Below are 19426 nucleotides of genomic sequence, written 5' to 3' on the forward strand. Positions count from 1 at the left end.
TCCAGCCGAGAGGAGGAGGAATCGCCGCGAGGGATCGGAAAGACACTTCTTTACAGATCTCGCGCCATTCGATGTTCTCGTCGAATCGGCGATGCTGCGATCCGGAGGCGTCTTCTCCCCGAACTCGCTCCGTTCAATTGATGATCGAAATACGCTCGCTCAAAGCCGAGCTGCTCCGCCCCGCGCGATCAATCGCCGTGACGCGGAATCGTCCGGTACGCGTGAAGACCGTTCTCGGCACAGCCCACGTGAACTGCCGAGCATCGCCTGGGATATTGTCTCCGACGATATTCCCTTGAGCATCGCGCAGGGGCTCGAACGTGCGCCCATCGTCGAAGGAGAACTCGATCCGATGACGCGCGATCCCGACATCATCGGAAGCCTGCCAAGCGATCGTCAGCGGTCGCCCCGCGACGAAGAAGCGCCCCGGAGTGCCCACGTCGAAGACGACCACTGAACCGATGTCCGGCGGCGCTCCGTCTACGGCGAAATCGCCATCACTGCGATCCTCGCCGATGTTCCCTGCCAAGTCGCGGCAGCGCACGAGCACGCGCCCGCGCGTCGTGGAGAGACCCTCGGGGATGTTCCATGTGAACGAGCGCACATCCGCCGGGATCCGCGCAGCCAGAGGCGTGAAATTCGCGCCCCCATCCGTGGAGACCGAGAGATCGCAATTCGCCACGCTCACGTTATCGCTCGCTTCCCACGTGATCTCAAACGGCTCTCCTGCGCGCGCGACCTCGCCGCCATTGGGACGGATGACGCGCACGACGGGCTCCTCGCGATCGCTGCGCCCGATTTGGAAGTCTCCATCGCTCACATCGGTCGCCGCATTATCGAAGAAGTCGCGCGCGGTGACGCACACCCGCGCTGTGGAAGATAGCAAGCCCTCGGGGACCTCCCACACGAACGACCGTTTATCACCCCCCACGCGCCCAAGCAAGATCGAGCACGTGCGCCCGCTGTCAAGCGAGAGCGCGATCTCATGCAGGAAGATGCCCACATTGTCCGAGGATTCCCATGCGATCGGCAACAAAGTCCCCGCTAAGACGAATTCGCCGCCGTTGGGACTGATCACGCGCACGCTTGGCGGCGTCACGTCCGCCGGAGGCGCAAGGCGAGAGAACTCCGAGGTATTTCCGGCCTCGTCGGTCGTCGTCAGCGTCACCGGGTCTCGTATCGAAATCCCGGCGAGCAAGATTTCGAACGTTCCGTCCGGATTCGGCGTGATCCCCTGCACCAGGCATCGCTTTCCTTCTCCGAACCCCGTCGGATCGGGATCCGCCACGTAGACATCTATTCGCGCAGCCGCCGGGTTGACTGTATCTATTCGTCCTCGAAGGAGGACGCCTGCCGAAACCTCCCACAGCTCGCGGATGACGGGGAAATTCACCAGCGCGTTCGGCCCATCATCGGCGTCGCCCACGTCATTGGGCGTCACGCCATCGCCGCCCAGATCAATGCCTAAACCGCCGTTGGCGAAGAAGGCATTACATCCGATCCGATTCCCACGGCTCGGCGCCTCCTCGCCATCAACGATCATGATGCCTGCGCGAGCGTTATAGGCGATGGTATTGGCCGCGGCGAGCGTCGTCCCCCCGATGGCCGTATTCTGCGCGCCGAGGATGGCGATACCGTGTCCACCATTCGGCAGCCGAGATCTGCCCTCCCGATCCGTCGTGCCAATGAAGTTCCCGACAATCTGATTGCTGTTCGCCCCGCGCGCCAGCGTGATCCCATCCCCCGAATTCCCCGCAATGATGTTACCGCTTGAGGGCTCGAGTCCTCCGATGAGATTCTCGCGCGCGCCAGCCGTCACCAAGATCCCGCTTCCACCATTGGGGATGACGCGTGCCAGCGTTGGATCGAGACCAATGACATTCCCAGCGATTTGGTTGGAAAAGGCATCGGCCATGCGAACACCATTTTGCGCATTGCCGGAGATGACGTTGCGCGCGACTTCCGCGCTTCCCCCGATGAGGTTACTATGTGCTCCGCCGATGAGCGTGACGCCATCCCCTCCATTGGGAAGAGCTCGTCGCCCAGTCGCATCCACGCCGATCCAATTTCCTTGCACCTGATTCCCAAAGACGCCAACGATTTGAACACCGCTCCCCGAATTCCCGGAGATGAGATTCCCAGCCCCCGGCTCGCGCCCTCCGATCACGTTATCCCGCGCTCCACTGATGAAGATCCCCGCCCCGCCGTTAGGCAATGCGCTCAATCCATCGGCCGTCGTCCCGATGTAATTTCCCAAAATGAGGTTCCCGAAAGTCGGGAAGTCCAACTCGATCCCATTGCTGCGATTGCCTGAGATGACGTTCCGATCGGTCGGAGCTGTCCCTCCGATGAGGTTCGCCTGCGTGCGATTTCGCGTGATCAAAACGCCGTAGAGCCCGTTCCCGATGCTTCGCCGTCCGGTCGGATCCGTCCCGATATAGCAGCCGCGCACGATGTTCCCCGTCGCAGCGCCAGACTCCGGTGGATCCACGATGATCTTCACGCCATTGCCCTCAAACCCATTGATCACCAATCCGGCAATGACGTTGAGCGATGATGTGATCACGAGCCCATCGGCCAGACCAGCTCGCCGACCATTCAACACGATGATCGGTGCCCCTCTCCATCCCGGTTGCGTCGTCCCATCAATCGTCGTTCCTCCATCCGCCAATCGCGGCAGAGGTCCTAACACGCCGTCCACTTCGATCGTGAAGACGCCGTCTCGGCGTTCCGACTCCGGAATATTGAACGCGATCACTTCGGGGGCTTTCGATTGCCCTACGACGTCGCGATTGGGCGGCATGCCATTGGCCGCGAGAATGGCCTCTCGCAGTGAGACGCGACCATCTTCGCGAATCGTATCGGCCGTCGTCGTCACGACGATGCGAGAGGCCTCGGTCACGGCGATGAGCCATCCCCCCTGACGCCGCTCCGCGATGAGCAGATCATCCAGAGCGTCGCGATTCACCCGCGCTGCCAGAATCGCCGCCACCGGATCGCTCGTCTCCATATCGAACGCCTCTCCGAATCCCCCTCCTTGATCTCCCATCAACAACACGATCCGATTTCGATGGGCGAGCACGACAGCGACATCCCGATATCCATCGGCATCGAAATGGCCGGCCGCGAGCGCCGATGTGGACCCTCCCACGAACCATTTTCCTCTCTTGGAGAATCCCCCACGCGCCGTTCCGAGGAAGAGCTGCACGTTCCCAGTTCTGTCGCTCAGCGCGATGTCGGCCCGTCCGTCCAAATCGAAATCCTCGAGCACGAGGTCCGTCGGCTCGGAATCCACTGAGAGGGACGTCGGCGTCAGAAACCCTGTCGTCGTCCCATGGGCCCACACGACCCCTTGACGATGAGCGAGGACGAGATCCCCATGCCCGTCTCGATCGAGATCAGCGATCCGAAGAGCAATCGGATCGGCCACTTCCCAGAGCGGGAGGAGGCCCGCGCGCTCGAAACGTCCGTCGCCGCGCCCGACTAGAAGAATCACTCGCGTCGGCGCGGCGAAGGCGAGGACGATGTCCATACGCCCATCGCCAGTGATGTCACCAACGGCGATAGCCTGCGCCGGTTCCTCCAGCATGACTTCCCGCCGATCGGCTACCCCTCCTCGTCCGTCTCCGAGCAAAAGCGCCAAGAGTGGTGCTTCAGTGAACGCCACGACAATATCCGCGCGCCCGTCCTGCGTGACATCTGCCACGACGCCTTCGACGATCTCTCCCGATCCGAGATCGAAGGTGAGGCCCGAGCAGAAGCGACCGTCCGCCCGCCGGGTTTTCACCGTCAGCGTGGCGTGTCCACCCTCGTCGCCGAAGAGCAAAAGATCAGCCAGGCCGTCTCCATTGAAATCCTCGAACGCGAGCTTCTGCGGCCAGGCGCGACGCTCCCCATCAATCCACGCGGCCGCACTAAGAAGCCCAGTCCCCGTGGAGCACTCCACACCCTGGGCGAAAATGGCTTCATCTCCGAGTACACGGAAATTCACCCGAGGCCGAGCGCGAGGATCAAGCCGCACGAGCGATGGGTTCGACGAACTCGAGGACGACACGACATCTGGTCCCATCCAGCTCCCCCGCGAGACGAACACCACAGCGACCCCAACGACGAACGCTCCGGCAGCGACAAACCGCAAGTGCCTCATAGCTCCTCCTGTTCACAGTTCCCACGTAATCCCAAGGATCGCGCGGGACGCCAATGAGCTGAAACCGCTTCGACTTCTTCTCAGCCACGCCGCGTGTTCCTCCATCCCGTGAGTCGCACGGCGAGCGCTCTTCGCACGATGGGGCTATGGTATATCCGAGACCCAACTCTGTCAACGGCAGAGACGATGGCCTCCATACGCGCGGGGTCTCCCAATGTCGCCGAACTGCGCGACGGGCGGCTTTCCGTCTCACCGAGGAGCTGGTAAAATTGCCCCTTTCGATAATCCGAAAATCAAGGAGGAGGAGCGATGACAATCGAACGACCCGGTGCCGTCACACTTCGAGGGAATCCGCTCACGCTCGTGGGACCGGAAATCAAAGTCGGGGACAAGGCGCCTGACTTCACGGTCCTCACGACGGATCTCACCCCGTTCCAGTTCAGCTCGACGCGGGGGAAGGTGCGGATCATCAGCTCGGTGCCGTCGCTTGATACGCCCGTCTGCGATGCGCAGACCCGTCGCTTCAACGAAGAAGCGGCCAAATTGCCGGGCGTCGAGATCCTCACCATCAGTATGGACTTGCCGTTCGCGCAGAAGCGATGGTGCGGCGCTGCCGGTATTGATCGCGTCGCGTGCTATTCCGATTATCGCGATGCGTCGTTCGGCCTCGCCTATGGGACGCTGATCAAGGAGTTGCGCCTGGATACGCGCGCTGTCTTCGTCGTAGACGCCGACGATACAGTGCGCTATGTCGAATACGTCCCGGAGATCGCCAACCACCCCAATTACGAGGCCGTCCTAGAAGCGGCACGAAAGCTCATCGGAAGTTGAAGGGCCTCGTGGGCGAAGCCCGATCGTCGTTGTCGGCCTTTGGGCTTCGCCTCTCCCCAGGGGAACGCGCCGCCGCATCTTCAACGATGATGCGCGCACCGATTTTCTCCTCTGAACCAACGATCTCGATCGGCCTTCTGACCGACGTCGAGCAGGTCCGCTTCACGATCGCGGAAGAGTTCCGGACATCCGATGGGATGCCCATTCCTCCAGGTCGATATCGGGCAACCCCGCATCTTCATGCTTCCGGCATCGAACTCCGAGATGCTCAGGAACGCCTCGTGGGGATTGCGGCGACATTCTCCCTCATTCCGGTGGCCCCCAAGAAGGCGAAATTCATACTCGAGGACGTCCCAGTTGGAACGGGCTTCCATTGGGAGCAAAAGCAGTCGCAAAGCTACGCGGGAACCCTGATGATTCGCATCGCCCCTTCGGCTCCAGAAGCTCCCCCGCGGCTGATGGTCATCAATGAGATTCCCGCCGAGGCATACTTGGAGAGCGTCATCTCTTCGGAGATGAGCGCCCGCGCTCCCGTGGAATTCCTCAAGGCCCACGCCATCATCTCCCGAAGTTGGCTCCTGGCCAGTCTCGCGCATCGCGCCGATGAGGGGGAATCTCCCTCGCCGTCCTCCGAACGCGAACTCTCCAAGACGTCGGATCTGGAGATCCGACGGTGGACGAGTCGGACGGCCCATCGCGCCTTCGACGTTTGCGCCGATGACCATTGCCAACGGTATTATGGCCTTGCTCCTGTAACGAGCGATGTCGTCTCCGCTGCCGTCGCAGCGACGCGAGGACGAGTCCTGACCTTCAACGGGCACATCTGCGATGCTCGTTTCTCCAAATGCTGCGGCGGAGCGACGGAAGCCTATCGAAGCGCGTGGGAAGATCGCGATGTCCCGTACTTGCAGGGAGGACGATTCGATGGGGTGGAATGGCCTGCGAGCTTCCCGCGCCCGCTTACCCTTGAAGCTCATGCCGTCGCATGGATCACGGGATTTCCTCCGGCATATTGTCACACAACGGATCCGCGCGTGCTCGAGGACATTCTCCCAGAGATTGATCGTCCGACGCGCGACTTCTTCCGATGGGAGCGCACGCTCGAACAAGAGGAGTTGCAGGCGTTGGTTGAGGCGCGGCTCGGACTGGAGCTGGGCGCGATTCGACGCTTAGAGCCGCTGGAGCGCGGGGCCTCGAGCCGTATCGTGCGCCTGCGCATTGTCGGAGAACGAGGGAGCGTGATCGTGGGCAAGGAGCTGGAGATCCGGCGTGTGCTCTCGTGGACGCATCTTTACAGCTCCGCCTTCATCGTCCTCCCCGAAGAGGTGCGCCAAGGCATCCCTCGACGTTTTCGGCTGCGCGGCGCCGGATGGGGACACGGCGTCGGCCTTTGCCAAATTGGAGCGGCTGTCATGGCGCGGCAAGGACGAACTCATTGGGAGATCTTGGCCCACTACTATGCCCCGGCTGAAATCGCGCTCGCGTACGAGTGAGCCGTTACGGCTCGCTCGTCGCCGCTTCTTCGAGGATGAGTCTTGCCCGATAGCCGTCCAACGTCGCACAAATACCGAAGGGCAGGACTTGATTCCGGTAATCGCTGTGACCCGAACGCACACCGAAGAGGATCGGGACGTTCAGATCGGCGAGGCGATCTTGGATGACGTCTACGATGGTGTAATCCTGATTCGGATGCTGCACGCACTCCGTCATCTCGCCGAAGACGAAGCCGCGCACGGCCCGAAGTTTCCCAGCATCTCGAAGCTGCGTGAGCATGCGATCGACCTGATAGGGCTTCGAGGCATAATCTTCGAGGAAGAGGATCGCATCAGTGGCGTCGAATTCGTAGGGCGTGCCGAGCGTGCTCACCAGAAGTGGCAAACATCCACCCGTCAGTCGGCCTGTCGCAATTCCGGGTGAGAGGACGGCAACGCCCGAGGTGTCAATCTCTCCGATTGGCTCTGCCCGCATGAGCGTGCGCCGCAATAAGTCTTCGTCATAGTGCTCCGGTCCATCGGCGAACTCCCGCGTGACCATCGGTCCGTGAAAGACGACCCATTGGAATCGCTGCTGAAAATAGACGAGCAGCGTCGTGATGTCGCTATACCCCATGAAGATCTTCGGATGCGCGCGCAATGCCTCCTCATCGAGATATGGCAAGAGACGAACCGAGCCGTATCCTCCGCGCGCGGCGAAAATCGCCCTCACCTCGGGATCGTTGAACATCGCCATCAACTCTTCGGCGCGCCTCCGATCGGAACCGGCCAGATACATCTCCCGCGCGAAGATCGAGGGCGAGAACTTGACGCGAAATCCGAGGCGCTCCAACTCGCGCGCGCCGGCCATGAGCCGCTCCGGTTTGATGTCGCTGGCGGGAGCGACGATCCCGATCACGTCGCCCGGACGCAAGGCCGGAGGTTTAATCACGTGCGCCCCCTTCGCCATGGGATCGCGCGAGCCATCTCTTCGCCTCGCCGACCAGATAGAGCGAACCGGTCACGCAGATCATTCCACTCGGAGGGGTCCGCTCCCGTGCCCGATCGAACGCCACCTCCACAGGCTCCACAGCCTCTGTTGGCCGGCCGAGCTGACATCGCAGATCGGCCGTCTGTTCCAACAGCAGCTCCAAAGGCGCCGCCCGCTCGTCCGGAACGCGCGTCAGGATGAGGAGATCCGCCAAGGGAAACAGTGCGGCGGCCATCTCGGCGATTCGTTTATCGCGCATCGTCCCGAAGACGAGCGTGAGCGGTCGGCGTCCGAACTCCTCCAAATACGCACGCACGACTCGCGCCCCGGCCGTATTATGCGCTCCATCCAGGACCAGCAGAGGACTCGACGGACCGACGACCTCCAATCGCCCTGGCCATTCGACTACTTCGAGCCCACGGCCGATGGCGTCGTCGGGGATCGAATATCCCATGGTGCGCAAGACCTCCGCCGCGCGAATGGCCACAAGCGCATTCTCAATCTGATGCCGCCCACGCAAGCTGAGACGAACGCTCCGGCGCGCGCCCGAAGCCGAGCGATAAGCGAATGCGAATCGTCCGTCGGGCTCGCATTCGAGGATCTCCACTGCTTCCTCTGCCCAAATCGGCGTGACCTGACACTCTTGACATCGCGCGAGCAAAACTTCGCGAGCTTCCGGATGTTGCCGCGAGAGGACCACACGCGAGCCCGGCTTGATGATCATCGCCTTCTCTCGCGCGATGGAGGCGATCGTCGAGCCCAAGTATTGCTCGTGGTCAATATCAATGCTTGTGACCAGCGAGAGGAATGGGGGGACAACGTTGGTCGCATCCAAACGTCCTCCAAGCCCAACTTCGAGGACTGCGATCTCAATTGCCTTCTCGCGAAAGTACTCGAAGCCAATGGCCGTGACGAACTCAAAATAAGTCGGGCGCGCTTCGATTTCTCCGCGCTGAAGAAGCTCCTCCGACACCGCGCGCACGCGCGTCGCAATGGCCGCGAATTCCTCGGGAGCGATCTCACGTCCGAGGACACGAATGCGTTCTTCGACGCGCACAAGATGGGGAGACGTGTAGAGCCCTGTTCGCAACCCAGCCTGTCGCAGAATGGCGTCCACCATGGCTGCCGTAGAGCCCTTTCCATTCGTCCCTGCAATGATGATTGAGGGATAGGCGGTGTGAGGGTCTCCAAGCTCGGCTAAGAGGCGACGAATCTTCTCCAACCCAAATCGGGCTCGCAGCGTCTCATGCCCGAGCCACTCTAGGTACGCGAGCGTCTCCCGGTAGTTCACTGCGATTTCTCTCGCGTCTACTGCTCGGTGCTCACCGAAAGCTGCCGCTGATCGGGCATCATGAAGGCGAGCACTTTGATCAAGAACTCCCGCAGCTGTCGTCGGTCCACAACGGCGTCGAGCATTCCATGCTCCAAGAGGAACTCCGAGCGCTGAAATCCTTCGGGCAGTTTCTGCCGAATTGTTTGTTCGATCACACGGGGTCCCGCGAATCCAATGAGCGCTCCCGGCTCGGCGATGTTTAAATCCCCCAGCATGGCGAAACTCGCAGTCACTCCTCCGGTCGTGGGATCCGTCATCACCGAGATATACGGCACGCCCGCCTCATCCAGACGCGCGAGCGCTGCCGAGATTTTCGCCATCTGCATGAGGCTCAATATCCCTTCCATCATACGCGCCCCTCCTGAAGCCGAGACGATGATGAGCGCCGCACGCGTCTCCAAGGCCCGCTCGATGGCCCGCGTGACTTTCTCCCCCACGACCGAGCCCATGCTCCCCCCGATGAAGCCATACTCCATTGCCTGAATGACCGCCGGATATCCTCCGATCGTCCCCTCCCCCGTGAGGATCGCCTCCAGCACCCCAGTCGCTTTCTGCGCTGAGGCCAGACGATCCTTATAGCTCCGCAGATCGTAGAACTGCAGTGGATCGGCAGAAACCAGATAGGCATCCAGCTCGGTGTAGACCCCGCCATCGAAAAGCAATGCCAGCCGTTGACGGGCCGAGATCTTGAAGTGATAGCCGCACCGGGGGCAGACCATCAGATTTTCCTCGACGTCCTTGCGATAAAGGACCTCTCGACACCCCTCGCACTTGAGGAAGACCCCTTCGGTCTTCACTACCCCCGCGCGCTCGGCCGGTGGCTCCAGTCCTCCTCGTTTCCGACGAAACAGTGGCATAAGCATGCGGAATTCTATGCCCTCCTCCCATAAAGCGTCAAACCTTGGCCGCGGGATTCAGGGACTCTCTAACGAGAGCTTCGCCGATCCATCCTGCCCCACTCAACGCGACGCGGAAGCCGCTCGTCTTCCAGAAGGCGCTCGGGACCTTTTGGCTCTCGACTAGCCCCAATGAAATTCCCCTCCCTCCAGAATTCGCAAGCCCCCCGCTACTGAAGCGCGGGATTCAGGGAGTTTCAGCCATCACGCCAAGGCGGCGTCCTCAATCATCCCGGTCGTCCGCCTCGCCCCGATATACCGAAGGACGCAAACGGGAGGAAAGATTCGCCTTTTAGCGAGAACTGCTCAGACTCAGGAATGCCGTTGGGCGATGGCCGCCATCAGCTCAGAGTGGCGACGATCCATCTCACGAAGATAGGTGAGCAATTCCTCATGCCGCCGTTGCCCATCCTCGTAAATGGCCCGCGTCGTCTCGTGCACGGCCTGAATATCTTGGCGGATGGACTCGATGAGCGCCCGCGTGGCCCGCCCGTTGTAAAACACCCCGTAGATCGTCAACGCTAGCCCCAAGGCCGAAGCCATCACTCCCGCTAACCCCACAAGCTCCATGGCTCGATCCACACCTCCGCCGCCATACTAAAAGGCGGTTCGCCCTGCCGTCAAGACGTCTGTCGGCCCCATGGGGCTCGATGCCCTCCGAAGCCTATTGCCCGGCTCACGACGTTTCTCGCTCTTGGGTTTGCGAAGGCGGAGAGGCGGTTCTCTCCAAGAGTTGTGTTGTCCCTTCGGACGCAGACGCTAGGGACGAAGGCTCTTCCAAGAGTTGTGTTGTCTCCTCAGTTACCGAAAAGGGCATCCCACTCGTTGGAAAGGCTGCTGCGGGAGGGACCTCGATCGCGTGGGGCTCAAGTGGTTCTTCTTCCTCTCCGCGTCGGCCTAGGTTCCGCCGCAACTTGTAAACTCCCCAGAGTAAAGGCCCCCAGCCACTCGCCCCAGCGAGAATTCCCAGACCGGCCAAAAATCTCTCGAGCTTCACCGGAAGGTCAAAAGGAAGCGCCACCAGCCCCAAGGTCGTCACCGCTAAGCACGCGATCCCCCAAAGGATCGCCCGATAGGCCGCTTGGTTCTCCGCTACAAGGCGAAGGACCTCCACCTCAGCCGGTTCTAAGGCTGTCAACGGCGCGCCGCATCGCCGACAAAATCGCGATCCCATGGGATTCTCCGAACCACATCTTCCGCAAAGAGGGGCATGCCTCCCTCGCAGGGCGATCGCAGCCACCGCTTCCGCTTCCCGCATGAGCACCGGCAGATCCCCCTTTGTGATCCATCCGAGTCCCGAGTGTTTGAGCAGATAGCTGAACGTCACCTGCGTGGTTTGTTCCCCTACGGACTTGAATCCCAACTGGAGCGATATCGGATACTTGAGGACATTCAAAGCGAAGTTCACGCCACCACGCCTTGCCTGAAGCGGATCCTCGCTCACGACATGGTAGCCCATTTTTTCAAGTGCCGTCGCGAGTCGGGGCCGCAGACTCTCGATCGTCCCCGGCAACACCACCTTCACGTCGCACTCGACCGAGTCAAAGCCAAACCGACTGCTGATCACCGTGGCCCTGAGCCTCAGATCCACCGCGCTTCCTCCGGCCGGATTATCTCACAGGTCCAAATCTCGAACAAGCCTCTTGAGGGCAGAGCGAAGAGCGAGAAGAGAGAGGCGCACCTCAGATCCGCGGCGCCCAGTAGGCGTCCGCCTTGACGTCGAAGCTGGAGAACGTTTAACGTTAAGTGTCTACCAAGGGTCATGTCGGACGCGCTGGCTGTGCTGATCGAACGGATCCGCGCGCAAGACGCCCGGGCCATCGCTCGGGCGATCTCGCTCGTGGAGAACGATGGAACTCGGGCGCTGACGCTCCTGCAACGGCTTTTCCCCTACACAGGACGAGCCGTCATCTTAGGTGTGACGGGATCGCCAGGGGTTGGCAAGAGCACGCTCGTGGATCGTCTGGCGCAGCATTATCGCGCTCGCGGAGAGACCGTCGGGATCATCGCGGTGGACCCCTCTAGCCCTTTCACCGGCGGAGCGATCCTCGGCGATCGCATTCGGATGCAGACTCTGGGCACTGATCCCGGCGTCTTCATCCGCTCGATGGCCACGCGCGGGAACTTGGGCGGCCTAGCCCGCGCGACCGGCGACGCCGTCCTGATCCTCGACGCCGCGGGGTATGACAAGGTGATCGTCGAGACCGTCGGCGTCGGCCAAGATGAGGTGGACATCGTGAAGATGGCCGATGCGACGCTCGTCGTCTTGGTGCCAGGTCTCGGCGATGACGTTCAAACGATTAAGGCGGGCTTGATGGAAATCGGCGACATCTTCGTCATCAACAAAGCGGATCGGGAAGGGGTCTCGCGCATCGAGAGCGAGTTGAACGCTATGCTCGCGATCGCCGAACGACGGGACGGATGGCGTCCTCTGATCGTCAAGACCATCGCCACCGAAGGCCAGGGGATCGAAGATCTCAGCCACGCCATCGCGCGCTTCCTCGACTTTCGTCAGCACAGTCCTCAAGCGGACGCGCGACGTCAGGAGATGGCTGAGCAACGATTGCGCGCGCTCCTCAAAGAACGGCTCTTCGATGTCGCTCTTCGCACGCTCACGACGAGCGAAGAGCTTCGTCAGTGGGCCGTAGCGATCGCCCGCCGCGAGCGCGATCCGTACTCCATCGTGGAGGAGATCCTGACGCGCTGGAAAGATCATCGGCCTACCTGAAGGAGGAAACATGAGACTCGATCACATCGCCATCGCCGTGCGTTCGCTCGATGAAGCCCTTCCCTTTTATACGGACGCGCTCGGTTTGAGCTGTACGGGACGAGAGACGATTGCCGAGCAGGGCGTTCACCTGGCCATGCTCCCTATCGGGGAAGGTCGCCTTGAATTGCTCGAACCGCTCAGCGAGGACTCGCCCGTTGGGCGATTCTTGGCGCGGCGCGGTGAGGGATTGCACCACATTTGTTTCCAGGTGGCGGACATCGAAGGGACGCTCGCACGTCTGCGGGCACAGGGCGTGCGCCTCATTGACGAAGAGCCTCGCTGTGGAGCGGAAGGCCGAAAGATCGCCTTCCTGCATCCGACGAGCGCGCATGGCGTGCTCATTGAGCTGGTCGAAGTCCCGAAGCAGGAGAGTGGACCGTGAAGCTCCCGACGCGAATCCTTTGGTTCATTGCCTTGGTCGTGGGGATTGGCGCCACGGCTATCTTCGTCCAACGTCGCCTTGTGGATCGTCCCCCGCTGACTCATCTCTCAGCGGCCGATCTGGAGACCCTGCTTGAAGGAATGCCGGAATCGCGGCGCGCCTTCTTCTCCACTCCGGAGGGTCGGCGGCAACTCGCCGATCAAATTCGGCAGGCGCTCGCCATGGCGCAAGAAGCTCGACGGCTTGGGCTACTGGGCCGAACCGAAATCGCCGCTCAAGTGGAGATCCAGAAAATCTCCATCTTGGCTTCGGCTTATCGCGACCGCCATCCCGACGCAGAGGTCTCCGAGGAGGAGATCGAACGTTTCTTCCGCACGAATCCGATGGCCCTCGACTACGTGCTCGCCGCTAATCCTCAGCTCTCTCGCGGCGCCCTCAATGAGCAGGTGCGCCACCAGTATGGCGAACTGGTTCTGCTCGCCGAACGCGCGCGCAAAGAAGGGCTGGATCGAGACCCGCGGATCGCGCTGCAACTCCGCATCTTCCCCGAGTTCATCCTGCAGAGCTATTTGCTCCGCGAGCTGCAACAACGTACTGTCGTGAGTGACGATGAGATTCGCCGCTATTACGAAGCGCACAAGAATGAGTTCGAGCAAGTCCGAGCCCGACACATCCTCTTCAGTACGCGCCCGATCCCGCGGGATGGGAATCCTCCCCCCGACAAAGAGACCGTGCGCCGGAAAGCACAAGAGGTGCTACGCCGAGTGCGCGCGGGAGAAGATTTCGCGACTTTAGCGCGCGAATTCTCCGACGATCCGGGCTCGAAGGACAAGGGCGGCGATCTCGATTTCTTCGGCCGAGGCCGCATGGTGCGCGAGTTCGAGGAAGCGGCCTTCGCCCTGCAGCCGGGACAGATCAGCGATCTCGTCGAGACGAGCTACGGCTTCCACATCATCAAGGTGGAGGCCCGGCGAATCGCCCCACTGGATGAAGAGACGCGCTTGCAAATCGAGCAAACGCTCAGACAGAAGAAGATTCAGGAGCGCATCAATCGCATCCTCACACGGTATCCGATCGTGGTCGAAGGAGCGAGCGCGAAAACGTCCGAGCCATGAAGGAGGCGAATGCCGTGACCGGTCCGATTCCTCTTGGGAAGATGACGTTGGAGGTCGTGAGCGATGGAACGTGGCGGTTAGATGGCGGCATGATGTTTGGCATCGTCCCCAAGGTGCTCTGGGAGCGCGTGGCTCCGGCCGATGAGAGGAATCGCATCCTCATGGGCTTGAATTGCCTGCTCGTGCGCACGGGACGACACACCATCCTCGTGGACACGGGCTTGGGCGATGTGTGGGACGAGAAGTTCCATCAGATTTACGCCCCGGATCGTCCGCGTCCCCTCCTTCAGCAACTCGCCGATCGTGGCCTCAACCCCGAGGACATCGACATCGTCATCAACACGCATCTGCATTTCGATCACTCCGGAAATAACACGCGGCGTCACGGAGAGCAGCTTGTCCCCACAGTCCCTCGCGCTCGCTACATCGTCCAGCGCGGCGAATACGAGCACGCGAATGCTCCGAATGAACGGGATCGCGCCAGCTATCGCCCCGTCACCTGGGAACCTCTTCGAGAGAGCGGACAGCTCGAGTTGATCGAGGGCGATCAGGAGATCGTCCCTGGCGTGCACGTGGTGCGCGTGCGCGGCCACAACCGCGATCTCCAAATCGTCTTCCTCCATTCGGAGGATCGCACGGCGGTCTTCTGGAGTGACCTCATCCCCATGACGCCGCACGTTCAGAAGCCGTGGATCGCGGCGTTGGATCACTATCCCTTGGAGACGCTCGAGCAGAAGAATCGTTTGCTCCCTCAAGCCGTGCGTGAAGGATGGCTCTGCGTCTTCTATCACGATCCGCAGATCCCTATTGGACGCATCGTCGAAGCCGAGGGACGATTTCGAGTCGTCCCTGTCGAGGGAGGATGAGATGGCGGAGGCGAAAATCGGCATCATCGGCGGAAGTGGATTTTATGCGATGGAGGGATTGAGCGACGTCGAGGAGGTCATCGTAGATACCCCCTTCGGCAAACCCTCGGAGGCGTTCCTCCTCGGCACGCTCGAAGGCGTGCGCGTCGCATTCTTGGCGCGGCACGGACGCGGGCACCGCTTGTTGCCGACCGAGCTACCCTTCCGGGCGAACATCTACGCCATGAAGCTGCTCGGCGTCGAGCGGATCATCTCGGTGAGCGCCGTCGGCTCCTTGCAGGAACGATACGCTCCGCTCGATATCGTCATTCCCGATCAGTTCTTCGATCGGACGCGCCAACGCCCCTCCACGTTCTTCGGGGATGGGATCGTCGCGCACATCTCGTTCGCCGATCCCGTCTGTCCGGTCGTCGGCGACGCCCTCGAACGCGCTGCTCGACAAATCGAAGGCCTACGCGTGCATCGCGGGGGGACATATGTCTGCATCGAAGGGCCGGCGTTCTCAACCCGAGCCGAATCGCACGTCTACCGAGCCTGGGGCATGGACGTCATCGGGATGACGAACCTGCAGGAAGCCAAGCTCGCGCGTGAGGCGGAGATCTGTTACGCGACGCTAGCCCTAGTGACGGATTATGACTGCTGGCATCCCGATCACGCTTCGGTCACCGTCGAGATGGTGCTCGATTATCTCAACCGTAATACGGCCAATGCTAAACGCATCGTCCGAGCTGCCGTCGGATTGCTCAAAGAGGCGACCGGCACATGCCGATGCCAATCGGCTTTGCGACACGCCATTCAAACCGATCGCGCGGCGATCCCACCGGAGACCGTCCGGCGACTCTCGGCGATCTTGAGCAAATACTTCCCCATCCAGGAGTGAATCGCCCTATGTGGGGCCGAACACCGACAGACGAACGCCAGATGGCGGACAAATGGCGCTCGCGGAAGCGTTCCTTCAAATGGATAGCGCTGCTTCTGGGCGTAGGACTCGTCGGGCTCTCTCCTCTTCTGACGATGCGGGCCACACCCCAAGGGAATGTCTCGCGCGGCCCGCTGTTCGATCCGCGCAACCCGGAACTGGAGCGCGCGGCGCGACACGATCTGGAAGTCGCGCGCTTCTACATCAAGCGAAAGAAATGGAAGGCTGCCGAAGGTCGTTTGCAAGCCATCGTGCGCGATCATCCGGCCTTCTCGCGCATCGCGGAGGTTTATTTCCTGCTCGGAGAGGTCTATCGCCAGACGGGCCGACGCGATCTCGCCATCGAACTCTACTCTCGCGTGATCGAGGAATTTCCCATGCACGAGCTCGCCGAACAAGCCCGAGAGCGCCTTCGCTCAATGGGCGCTTCTCCTTCCAAGGGAGGATGAGCTTGACGTCGGACAGCGCCTAGAGACCGAGCACAGGACCGAGATCCTCAAGGCGCGCGATGACGTAATCGGGATCAACGACGTCCTCCGGCACCTCGTCCCCGCGCCGATTCAGCCATGCAACATCCATGCCAATGCTCTTAGCTCCGAGGACATCTGCCTCGAAGGTATCCCCGACAAAGAGCGCGTCGCGCGGAGAGACGTCCAGTCGAGCGAGCGCATGAAGGAAGATCTCCCGATGGGGCTTCCGCCAGGAAACCTCCGCCGAGATGACGATCACCGTGAACACATCGTGGATGCCGAAGTCGCGTAGGATCCGATGCGCCGTCGGTGGATGGTCGAAATTCGAGACCAATCCGAGCGGGAAACGCTCGCTCGCGCGGACGAGAAGCTGACGATTCGCCTCCGGCAGCTCGGCGCCGCGCGACCATGTCTCCATGTGCGCGCGCACGAGGCGTTCGACGACGTCCTCCGAGAGCGCCTCCAGGTGAAGCAATTCGAGAAGCCGCCGGAAGCGGACCTGAGAGGGATATTCCCGTAACTCTGCCTTCCGACGCTCCTCCACCTGGCGCCACGACTCGCGAAAGGCTTCGTAAAACGTCTCGAACTCGAGCTGCGGCGCATACTCCCGAAGAACCTCGTATACGGCGCCGCTTGTCGAGAAGAGCGTCTGTTCGCCGAGGCGGATCTGCGGCAACCGATCAACATGAAAGTCCACGACCGTATCGAAGAGATCGAAGAGGACGGCGCGATAGGTCTTCATATTGGCTCCGAGCAGATCATCGTCCGCGTCCTTGAGCGAGCGACTCGAAAGCGAGGGCGACGGCCTCCTCTGGCGTCTCCGCCGTGCGCACGAAGCCTTCGTCGTCTCCGAACGGCGACTCGAATCGCCACGAATGGAGGAGGACGACGGGTTTCCCCACCTTCAGCGCGAGGGCGATCTCCGAGAGCGTACCATATCCTCCGGCGATCGCGATGATGGCTTCCGCAGAGCGGACGTTGATGACGTTTCGAGCTTCGGAGAGTCCCGTGAAGATCGCGATGTGAATGTACGGATTGGGTGGGGATTCGCGCTCGCTTCCTCCGGGGAGGATACCAACGGTGAGTCCTCCCGCTTCAAACGCGCCACGCGCTGCCGCTTCCATCACGCCTCCCAATCCTCCGCAGAGCAAAACCGCTCCACGTTCGGCGATGAGCCGTCCGACCGCGCGCGCTTGCTCGTAAATCGTCGGATCGCACTGGGAACTCCCCATGACGCCGATGATCGGCCGACGTGCGAACGCCATCGTCATACGCAAAGGCTTGATTTTAGCAATGCGTCTACGACTTGGGCAATCGTGCACCATGACGCGCTCGTGACTTCGCGCTATTATAGTTGGCTCAGGAGGGGATGACGCTCGGCGCCCGATGCGGAATCGCATGGGCGCTGGCAATAAGGTCTCGGAGGTTCTCGATGCCGAAGAAGCGCAAACGAGACGTCGAGAAGGAATATCCGAAGCAGCTCTTCATCGCGAAGCTGCGTCGTCTGGCCGACGCTTTGGAAAAGGGGCGCGCTTTTCACATTCGCGTGGCGGGCGAACGCGTGCGCGTTCCTGCGCGGGCCACGATCAGCATCGAGCACGAGCGAGGACGAACGGAGGAGGAGCTGGAGTTTCAACTGAAATGGGTGCCTGCTTCGGCTCGTTCGTCCTCGCGAAAACGATGAACGGATGAGCGCACCCTCGCGCGAGACGCTCGTGAGAGCCTCTTGAACAATTCGGCGAACCTCGCCACAATCTTAGAGCACATGAGGAGGCCGGGCATGACGCGATGGGCGCGAATCAGGTGGGCGATCCTGAGTATGGTCGTGGGCGCGTGCGTCCTTGGCGAAGGGCGTGCGGATATGCGAAGCGGATCCTCGCCAATTTCCAGTCGGGCCATTACCGCACGACTGCTCACGCCATCGGGGATGGACGCGCGATTCCCCGACGCTTACTACGACTATCTCCTCAACGGTCTGCAGGTCATCATCCTGGAGCGCCCTGATGCTTCTGAGGCCTTGCTGAGCCTCATGATCAAAAGTGGAGCGGCCTTCGATCGGGCGGGGAAATCGGGCACGGCGGCACTGACGGCGCGCGCGATCTGGTTGGGCGCCGAGGATCTGAGCGAGGCGACCTTGCGGCAACGTCTCGCGGCGCTTGAAGCCACGATTCGGACGGAAGTCACGTGGGATGCGACGACGATCAGCGTGGAGGCTCCGGCGCGGAGTTTGCCGGAACTCATTCGGCTCATGGCGCGCGTCGTCTCCCGACCGACGTTCCCACCCGAGGCGCTGGCCGCTTTGAAAGCGCGCTTCCTCGATGAGGTGAGAGCCAAGCGGCGCGATCCTTCTGAGATCGCGAACGAAGAATGGTATCGGGCGCTCTACCATCCACATCCCTACGCCCGTCCGGCCGAGGGCGTGCCGGAGGAGATCGAGGCGATCACGCCTATAGACATCGCGCGCCACCACGCTCGCTTCTTCATCGCCAACAATGCGACGCTCATTGTCCTCAGCCCATTCTCCCCGGCTACGCTGATGCCCATCATCCGCCCGAATTTCGGCGCCATGCTCAAGGGGAAGATCGTTCCGCCTACGTTCGTCGCCCCCGCGCCGGCTCAAGGGGTGCGCATCATCCTGCGTGATTTTCCGGACACCGCGCTCGCCCATATTCGCATTGGTTCGTTCGGCCTGGAGCGCTTCTCCGAAGAGTATATCTCGGCCTTGGTGCTCGCCGAGGCGATCTGCCTCCGATACGAGCGAGAGTCCTCAAAGGCGGGCGCTTCTCCGGCGACCGCGCGTTGCCAATTTGACCTGCGCACGCATCGTGGCCCGTTTCTGCTCTCACTCGTAGCTCCGAACGAACAGGTCATGCCGGCGATCGAACGCGCTCTGGAGATCCTGAAGGCGATGCGCGCCGAGGGCCCGACGGCCGAGGAATTCGCCGAGGCACAGCGGCGGTGGGCGGAACGCTTTGCCCCGAGCGCGCTCGCGCCGCGGCAATCGGTCGAGATGCTGCACTTCGTCGAATTGTATGGGTTAGGGCGAGACTACGTATTGCGATTCCCCGCTCGCGTGCAGCGCGCGACGCGCGAAGAGGTCATGCGCGTGGCCGAGAAATATCTCTCCCCGAATGACCTCCTCATCGTCATCGTCGGACGCGCCCAAGGCCTCGCGGAGGCGTTGAAGCCTTTGGGGACCGTGGAAGTGAAGACCGGAGGATGATCCCCCTCCGA

The 19426-nt window shown here is 61.5% G+C and carries 18 protein-coding genes; 10 read left to right on the top strand and 8 right to left on the bottom strand.

From position 1 onward, the window contains the following. Window positions 1-133: 133 nt before the first annotated feature. Window positions 134-4147 (bottom strand): FG-GAP-like repeat-containing protein, encoded by a 4014-nt coding sequence (locus tag NZ746_01200; protein MCS6815973.1) that lies wholly within the window; start codon window positions 4145-4147, stop codon window positions 134-136. 309 nt (window positions 4148-4456) lie between these two features. On the opposite strand from NZ746_01200, the gene tpx reads away from it, so the two are divergent. Together tpx and NZ746_01210 are read left to right on the top strand one after the other, a co-directional pair. Beyond that, on the top strand, window positions 4457-4978 hold the full coding sequence (gene tpx / locus NZ746_01205) for a thiol peroxidase (GenBank protein ID MCS6815974.1): 522 nt from the start codon (window positions 4457-4459) through the stop codon (window positions 4976-4978). A gap of 89 nt (window positions 4979-5067) precedes the next feature. After that, a complete protein-coding gene (locus tag NZ746_01210) occupies window positions 5068-6471 on the top strand; it encodes a SpoIID/LytB domain-containing protein (protein MCS6815975.1) in 1404 nt (467 codons plus the stop codon). 4 nt (window positions 6472-6475) lie between these two features. Here the strand turns inward: NZ746_01210 and NZ746_01215 are convergent, their stop codons facing one another. From NZ746_01215 to NZ746_01235, 5 genes are all read right to left on the bottom strand, one after another. Next, the gene (locus NZ746_01215) at window positions 6476-7402 is read right to left on the bottom strand and encodes an LD-carboxypeptidase (GenBank protein MCS6815976.1); all 927 of its coding nucleotides are present in this window, start codon (window positions 7400-7402) and stop codon (window positions 6476-6478) included. Then, window positions 7395-8732 carry a bifunctional folylpolyglutamate synthase/dihydrofolate synthase gene (locus NZ746_01220; GenBank protein ID MCS6815977.1) on the bottom strand — a complete coding sequence of 446 codons (1338 nt, stop codon included), beginning with the start codon at window positions 8730-8732 and terminating at the stop codon, window positions 7395-7397. The genes NZ746_01215 and NZ746_01220 overlap by 8 nt, the downstream gene beginning before the upstream one ends. Before the next feature lie 17 nt (window positions 8733-8749). After that, complete coding sequence (accD, locus tag NZ746_01225) at window positions 8750-9631, bottom strand: acetyl-CoA carboxylase, carboxyltransferase subunit beta (GenBank protein MCS6815978.1); 882 nt, start codon at window positions 9629-9631, stop codon at window positions 8750-8752. Window positions 9632-9982: 351 nt separating this feature from the next. Next, complete coding sequence (locus tag NZ746_01230) at window positions 9983-10252, bottom strand: hypothetical protein (protein MCS6815979.1); 270 nt, start codon at window positions 10250-10252, stop codon at window positions 9983-9985. Window positions 10253-10346: 94 nt separating this feature from the next. After that, window positions 10347-11261 (bottom strand): zinc ribbon domain-containing protein, encoded by a 915-nt coding sequence (locus tag NZ746_01235; GenBank protein MCS6815980.1) that lies wholly within the window; start codon window positions 11259-11261, stop codon window positions 10347-10349. A 171-nt stretch (window positions 11262-11432) separates the two neighbouring features. Here NZ746_01235 and meaB point away from each other — a divergent pair, with 171 nt between their 5' ends. From meaB to bamD, 6 genes are read left to right on the top strand one after another with little or no spacing between them, the layout of a single operon-like run. Continuing rightward, complete coding sequence (meaB, locus tag NZ746_01240; protein ID MCS6815981.1) at window positions 11433-12398, top strand: methylmalonyl Co-A mutase-associated GTPase MeaB; 966 nt, start codon at window positions 11433-11435, stop codon at window positions 12396-12398. Between the two features lie 10 nt (window positions 12399-12408). Further along, the gene (mce, locus tag NZ746_01245; GenBank protein MCS6815982.1) at window positions 12409-12822 is read left to right on the top strand and encodes a methylmalonyl-CoA epimerase; all 414 of its coding nucleotides are present in this window, start codon (window positions 12409-12411) and stop codon (window positions 12820-12822) included. After that, window positions 12819-13937, top strand: a complete 1119-nt coding sequence (locus tag NZ746_01250) for a peptidylprolyl isomerase (GenBank protein MCS6815983.1) — start codon at window positions 12819-12821, stop codon at window positions 13935-13937. Before mce ends, NZ746_01250 begins: the two co-directional genes overlap by 4 nt. Before the next feature lie 14 nt (window positions 13938-13951). Then, window positions 13952-14803, top strand: a complete 852-nt coding sequence (locus NZ746_01255) for an MBL fold metallo-hydrolase (protein ID MCS6815984.1) — start codon at window positions 13952-13954, stop codon at window positions 14801-14803. Window position 14804: 1 nt separating this feature from the next. Next, window positions 14805-15683 (top strand): S-methyl-5'-thioadenosine phosphorylase, encoded by an 879-nt coding sequence (locus NZ746_01260; GenBank protein ID MCS6815985.1) that lies wholly within the window; start codon window positions 14805-14807, stop codon window positions 15681-15683. 8 nt (window positions 15684-15691) lie between these two features. Continuing rightward, window positions 15692-16171: an outer membrane protein assembly factor BamD gene (gene bamD, locus NZ746_01265; protein ID MCS6815986.1), complete on the top strand. Its 480-nt coding sequence runs from the start codon at window positions 15692-15694 to the stop codon at window positions 16169-16171. Window positions 16172-16190: 19 nt separating this feature from the next. On the opposite strand, the gene NZ746_01270 is transcribed toward bamD, so the two are convergent. Continuing rightward, window positions 16191-16934, bottom strand: a complete 744-nt coding sequence (locus tag NZ746_01270) for an HAD family hydrolase (GenBank protein MCS6815987.1) — start codon at window positions 16932-16934, stop codon at window positions 16191-16193. Window positions 16935-16950: 16 nt separating this feature from the next. Then, complete coding sequence (locus NZ746_01275) at window positions 16951-17463, bottom strand: TIGR00725 family protein (GenBank protein ID MCS6815988.1); 513 nt, start codon at window positions 17461-17463, stop codon at window positions 16951-16953. A gap of 161 nt (window positions 17464-17624) precedes the next feature. On the opposite strand from NZ746_01275, the gene NZ746_01280 reads away from it, so the two are divergent. Together NZ746_01280 and NZ746_01285 are read left to right on the top strand one after the other, a co-directional pair. After that, window positions 17625-17876 (top strand): amphi-Trp domain-containing protein, encoded by a 252-nt coding sequence (locus NZ746_01280; GenBank protein MCS6815989.1) that lies wholly within the window; start codon window positions 17625-17627, stop codon window positions 17874-17876. Between the two features lie 96 nt (window positions 17877-17972). Next, complete coding sequence (locus NZ746_01285) at window positions 17973-19415, top strand: insulinase family protein (GenBank protein MCS6815990.1); 1443 nt, start codon at window positions 17973-17975, stop codon at window positions 19413-19415. The last annotated feature ends 11 nt before the right edge of the window (window positions 19416-19426 follow it).

This window comes from Blastocatellia bacterium (genome assembly GCA_025055075.1).
GTDB lineage: Bacteria > Acidobacteriota > Blastocatellia > HR10 > HR10 > HR10.

Coding starts and splice junctions, on each gene's coding strand:
- NZ746_01200 (MCS6815973.1), bottom strand. CDS start 4,147: ATGAGGCACTTGCGGTTTGTCGCTGCCGGAGCGTTCGTCGTTGGGGTC.
- tpx (MCS6815974.1), top strand. CDS start 4,457: ATGACAATCGAACGACCCGGTGCCGTCACACTTCGAGGGAATCCGCTC.
- NZ746_01210 (MCS6815975.1), top strand. CDS start 5,068: ATGCGCGCACCGATTTTCTCCTCTGAACCAACGATCTCGATCGGCCTT.
- accD (MCS6815978.1), bottom strand. CDS start 9,631: ATGCCACTGTTTCGTCGGAAACGAGGAGGACTGGAGCCACCGGCCGAG.
- meaB (MCS6815981.1), top strand. CDS start 11,433: ATGTCGGACGCGCTGGCTGTGCTGATCGAACGGATCCGCGCGCAAGAC.
- mce (MCS6815982.1), top strand. CDS start 12,409: ATGAGACTCGATCACATCGCCATCGCCGTGCGTTCGCTCGATGAAGCC.
- NZ746_01260 (MCS6815985.1), top strand. CDS start 14,805: ATGGCGGAGGCGAAAATCGGCATCATCGGCGGAAGTGGATTTTATGCG.
- bamD (MCS6815986.1), top strand. CDS start 15,692: ATGTGGGGCCGAACACCGACAGACGAACGCCAGATGGCGGACAAATGG.
- NZ746_01270 (MCS6815987.1), bottom strand. CDS start 16,934: ATGAAGACCTATCGCGCCGTCCTCTTCGATCTCTTCGATACGGTCGTG.
- NZ746_01275 (MCS6815988.1), bottom strand. CDS start 17,463: ATGACGATGGCGTTCGCACGTCGGCCGATCATCGGCGTCATGGGGAGT.
- NZ746_01280 (MCS6815989.1), top strand. CDS start 17,625: ATGCCGAAGAAGCGCAAACGAGACGTCGAGAAGGAATATCCGAAGCAG.
- NZ746_01285 (MCS6815990.1), top strand. CDS start 17,973: ATGACGCGATGGGCGCGAATCAGGTGGGCGATCCTGAGTATGGTCGTG.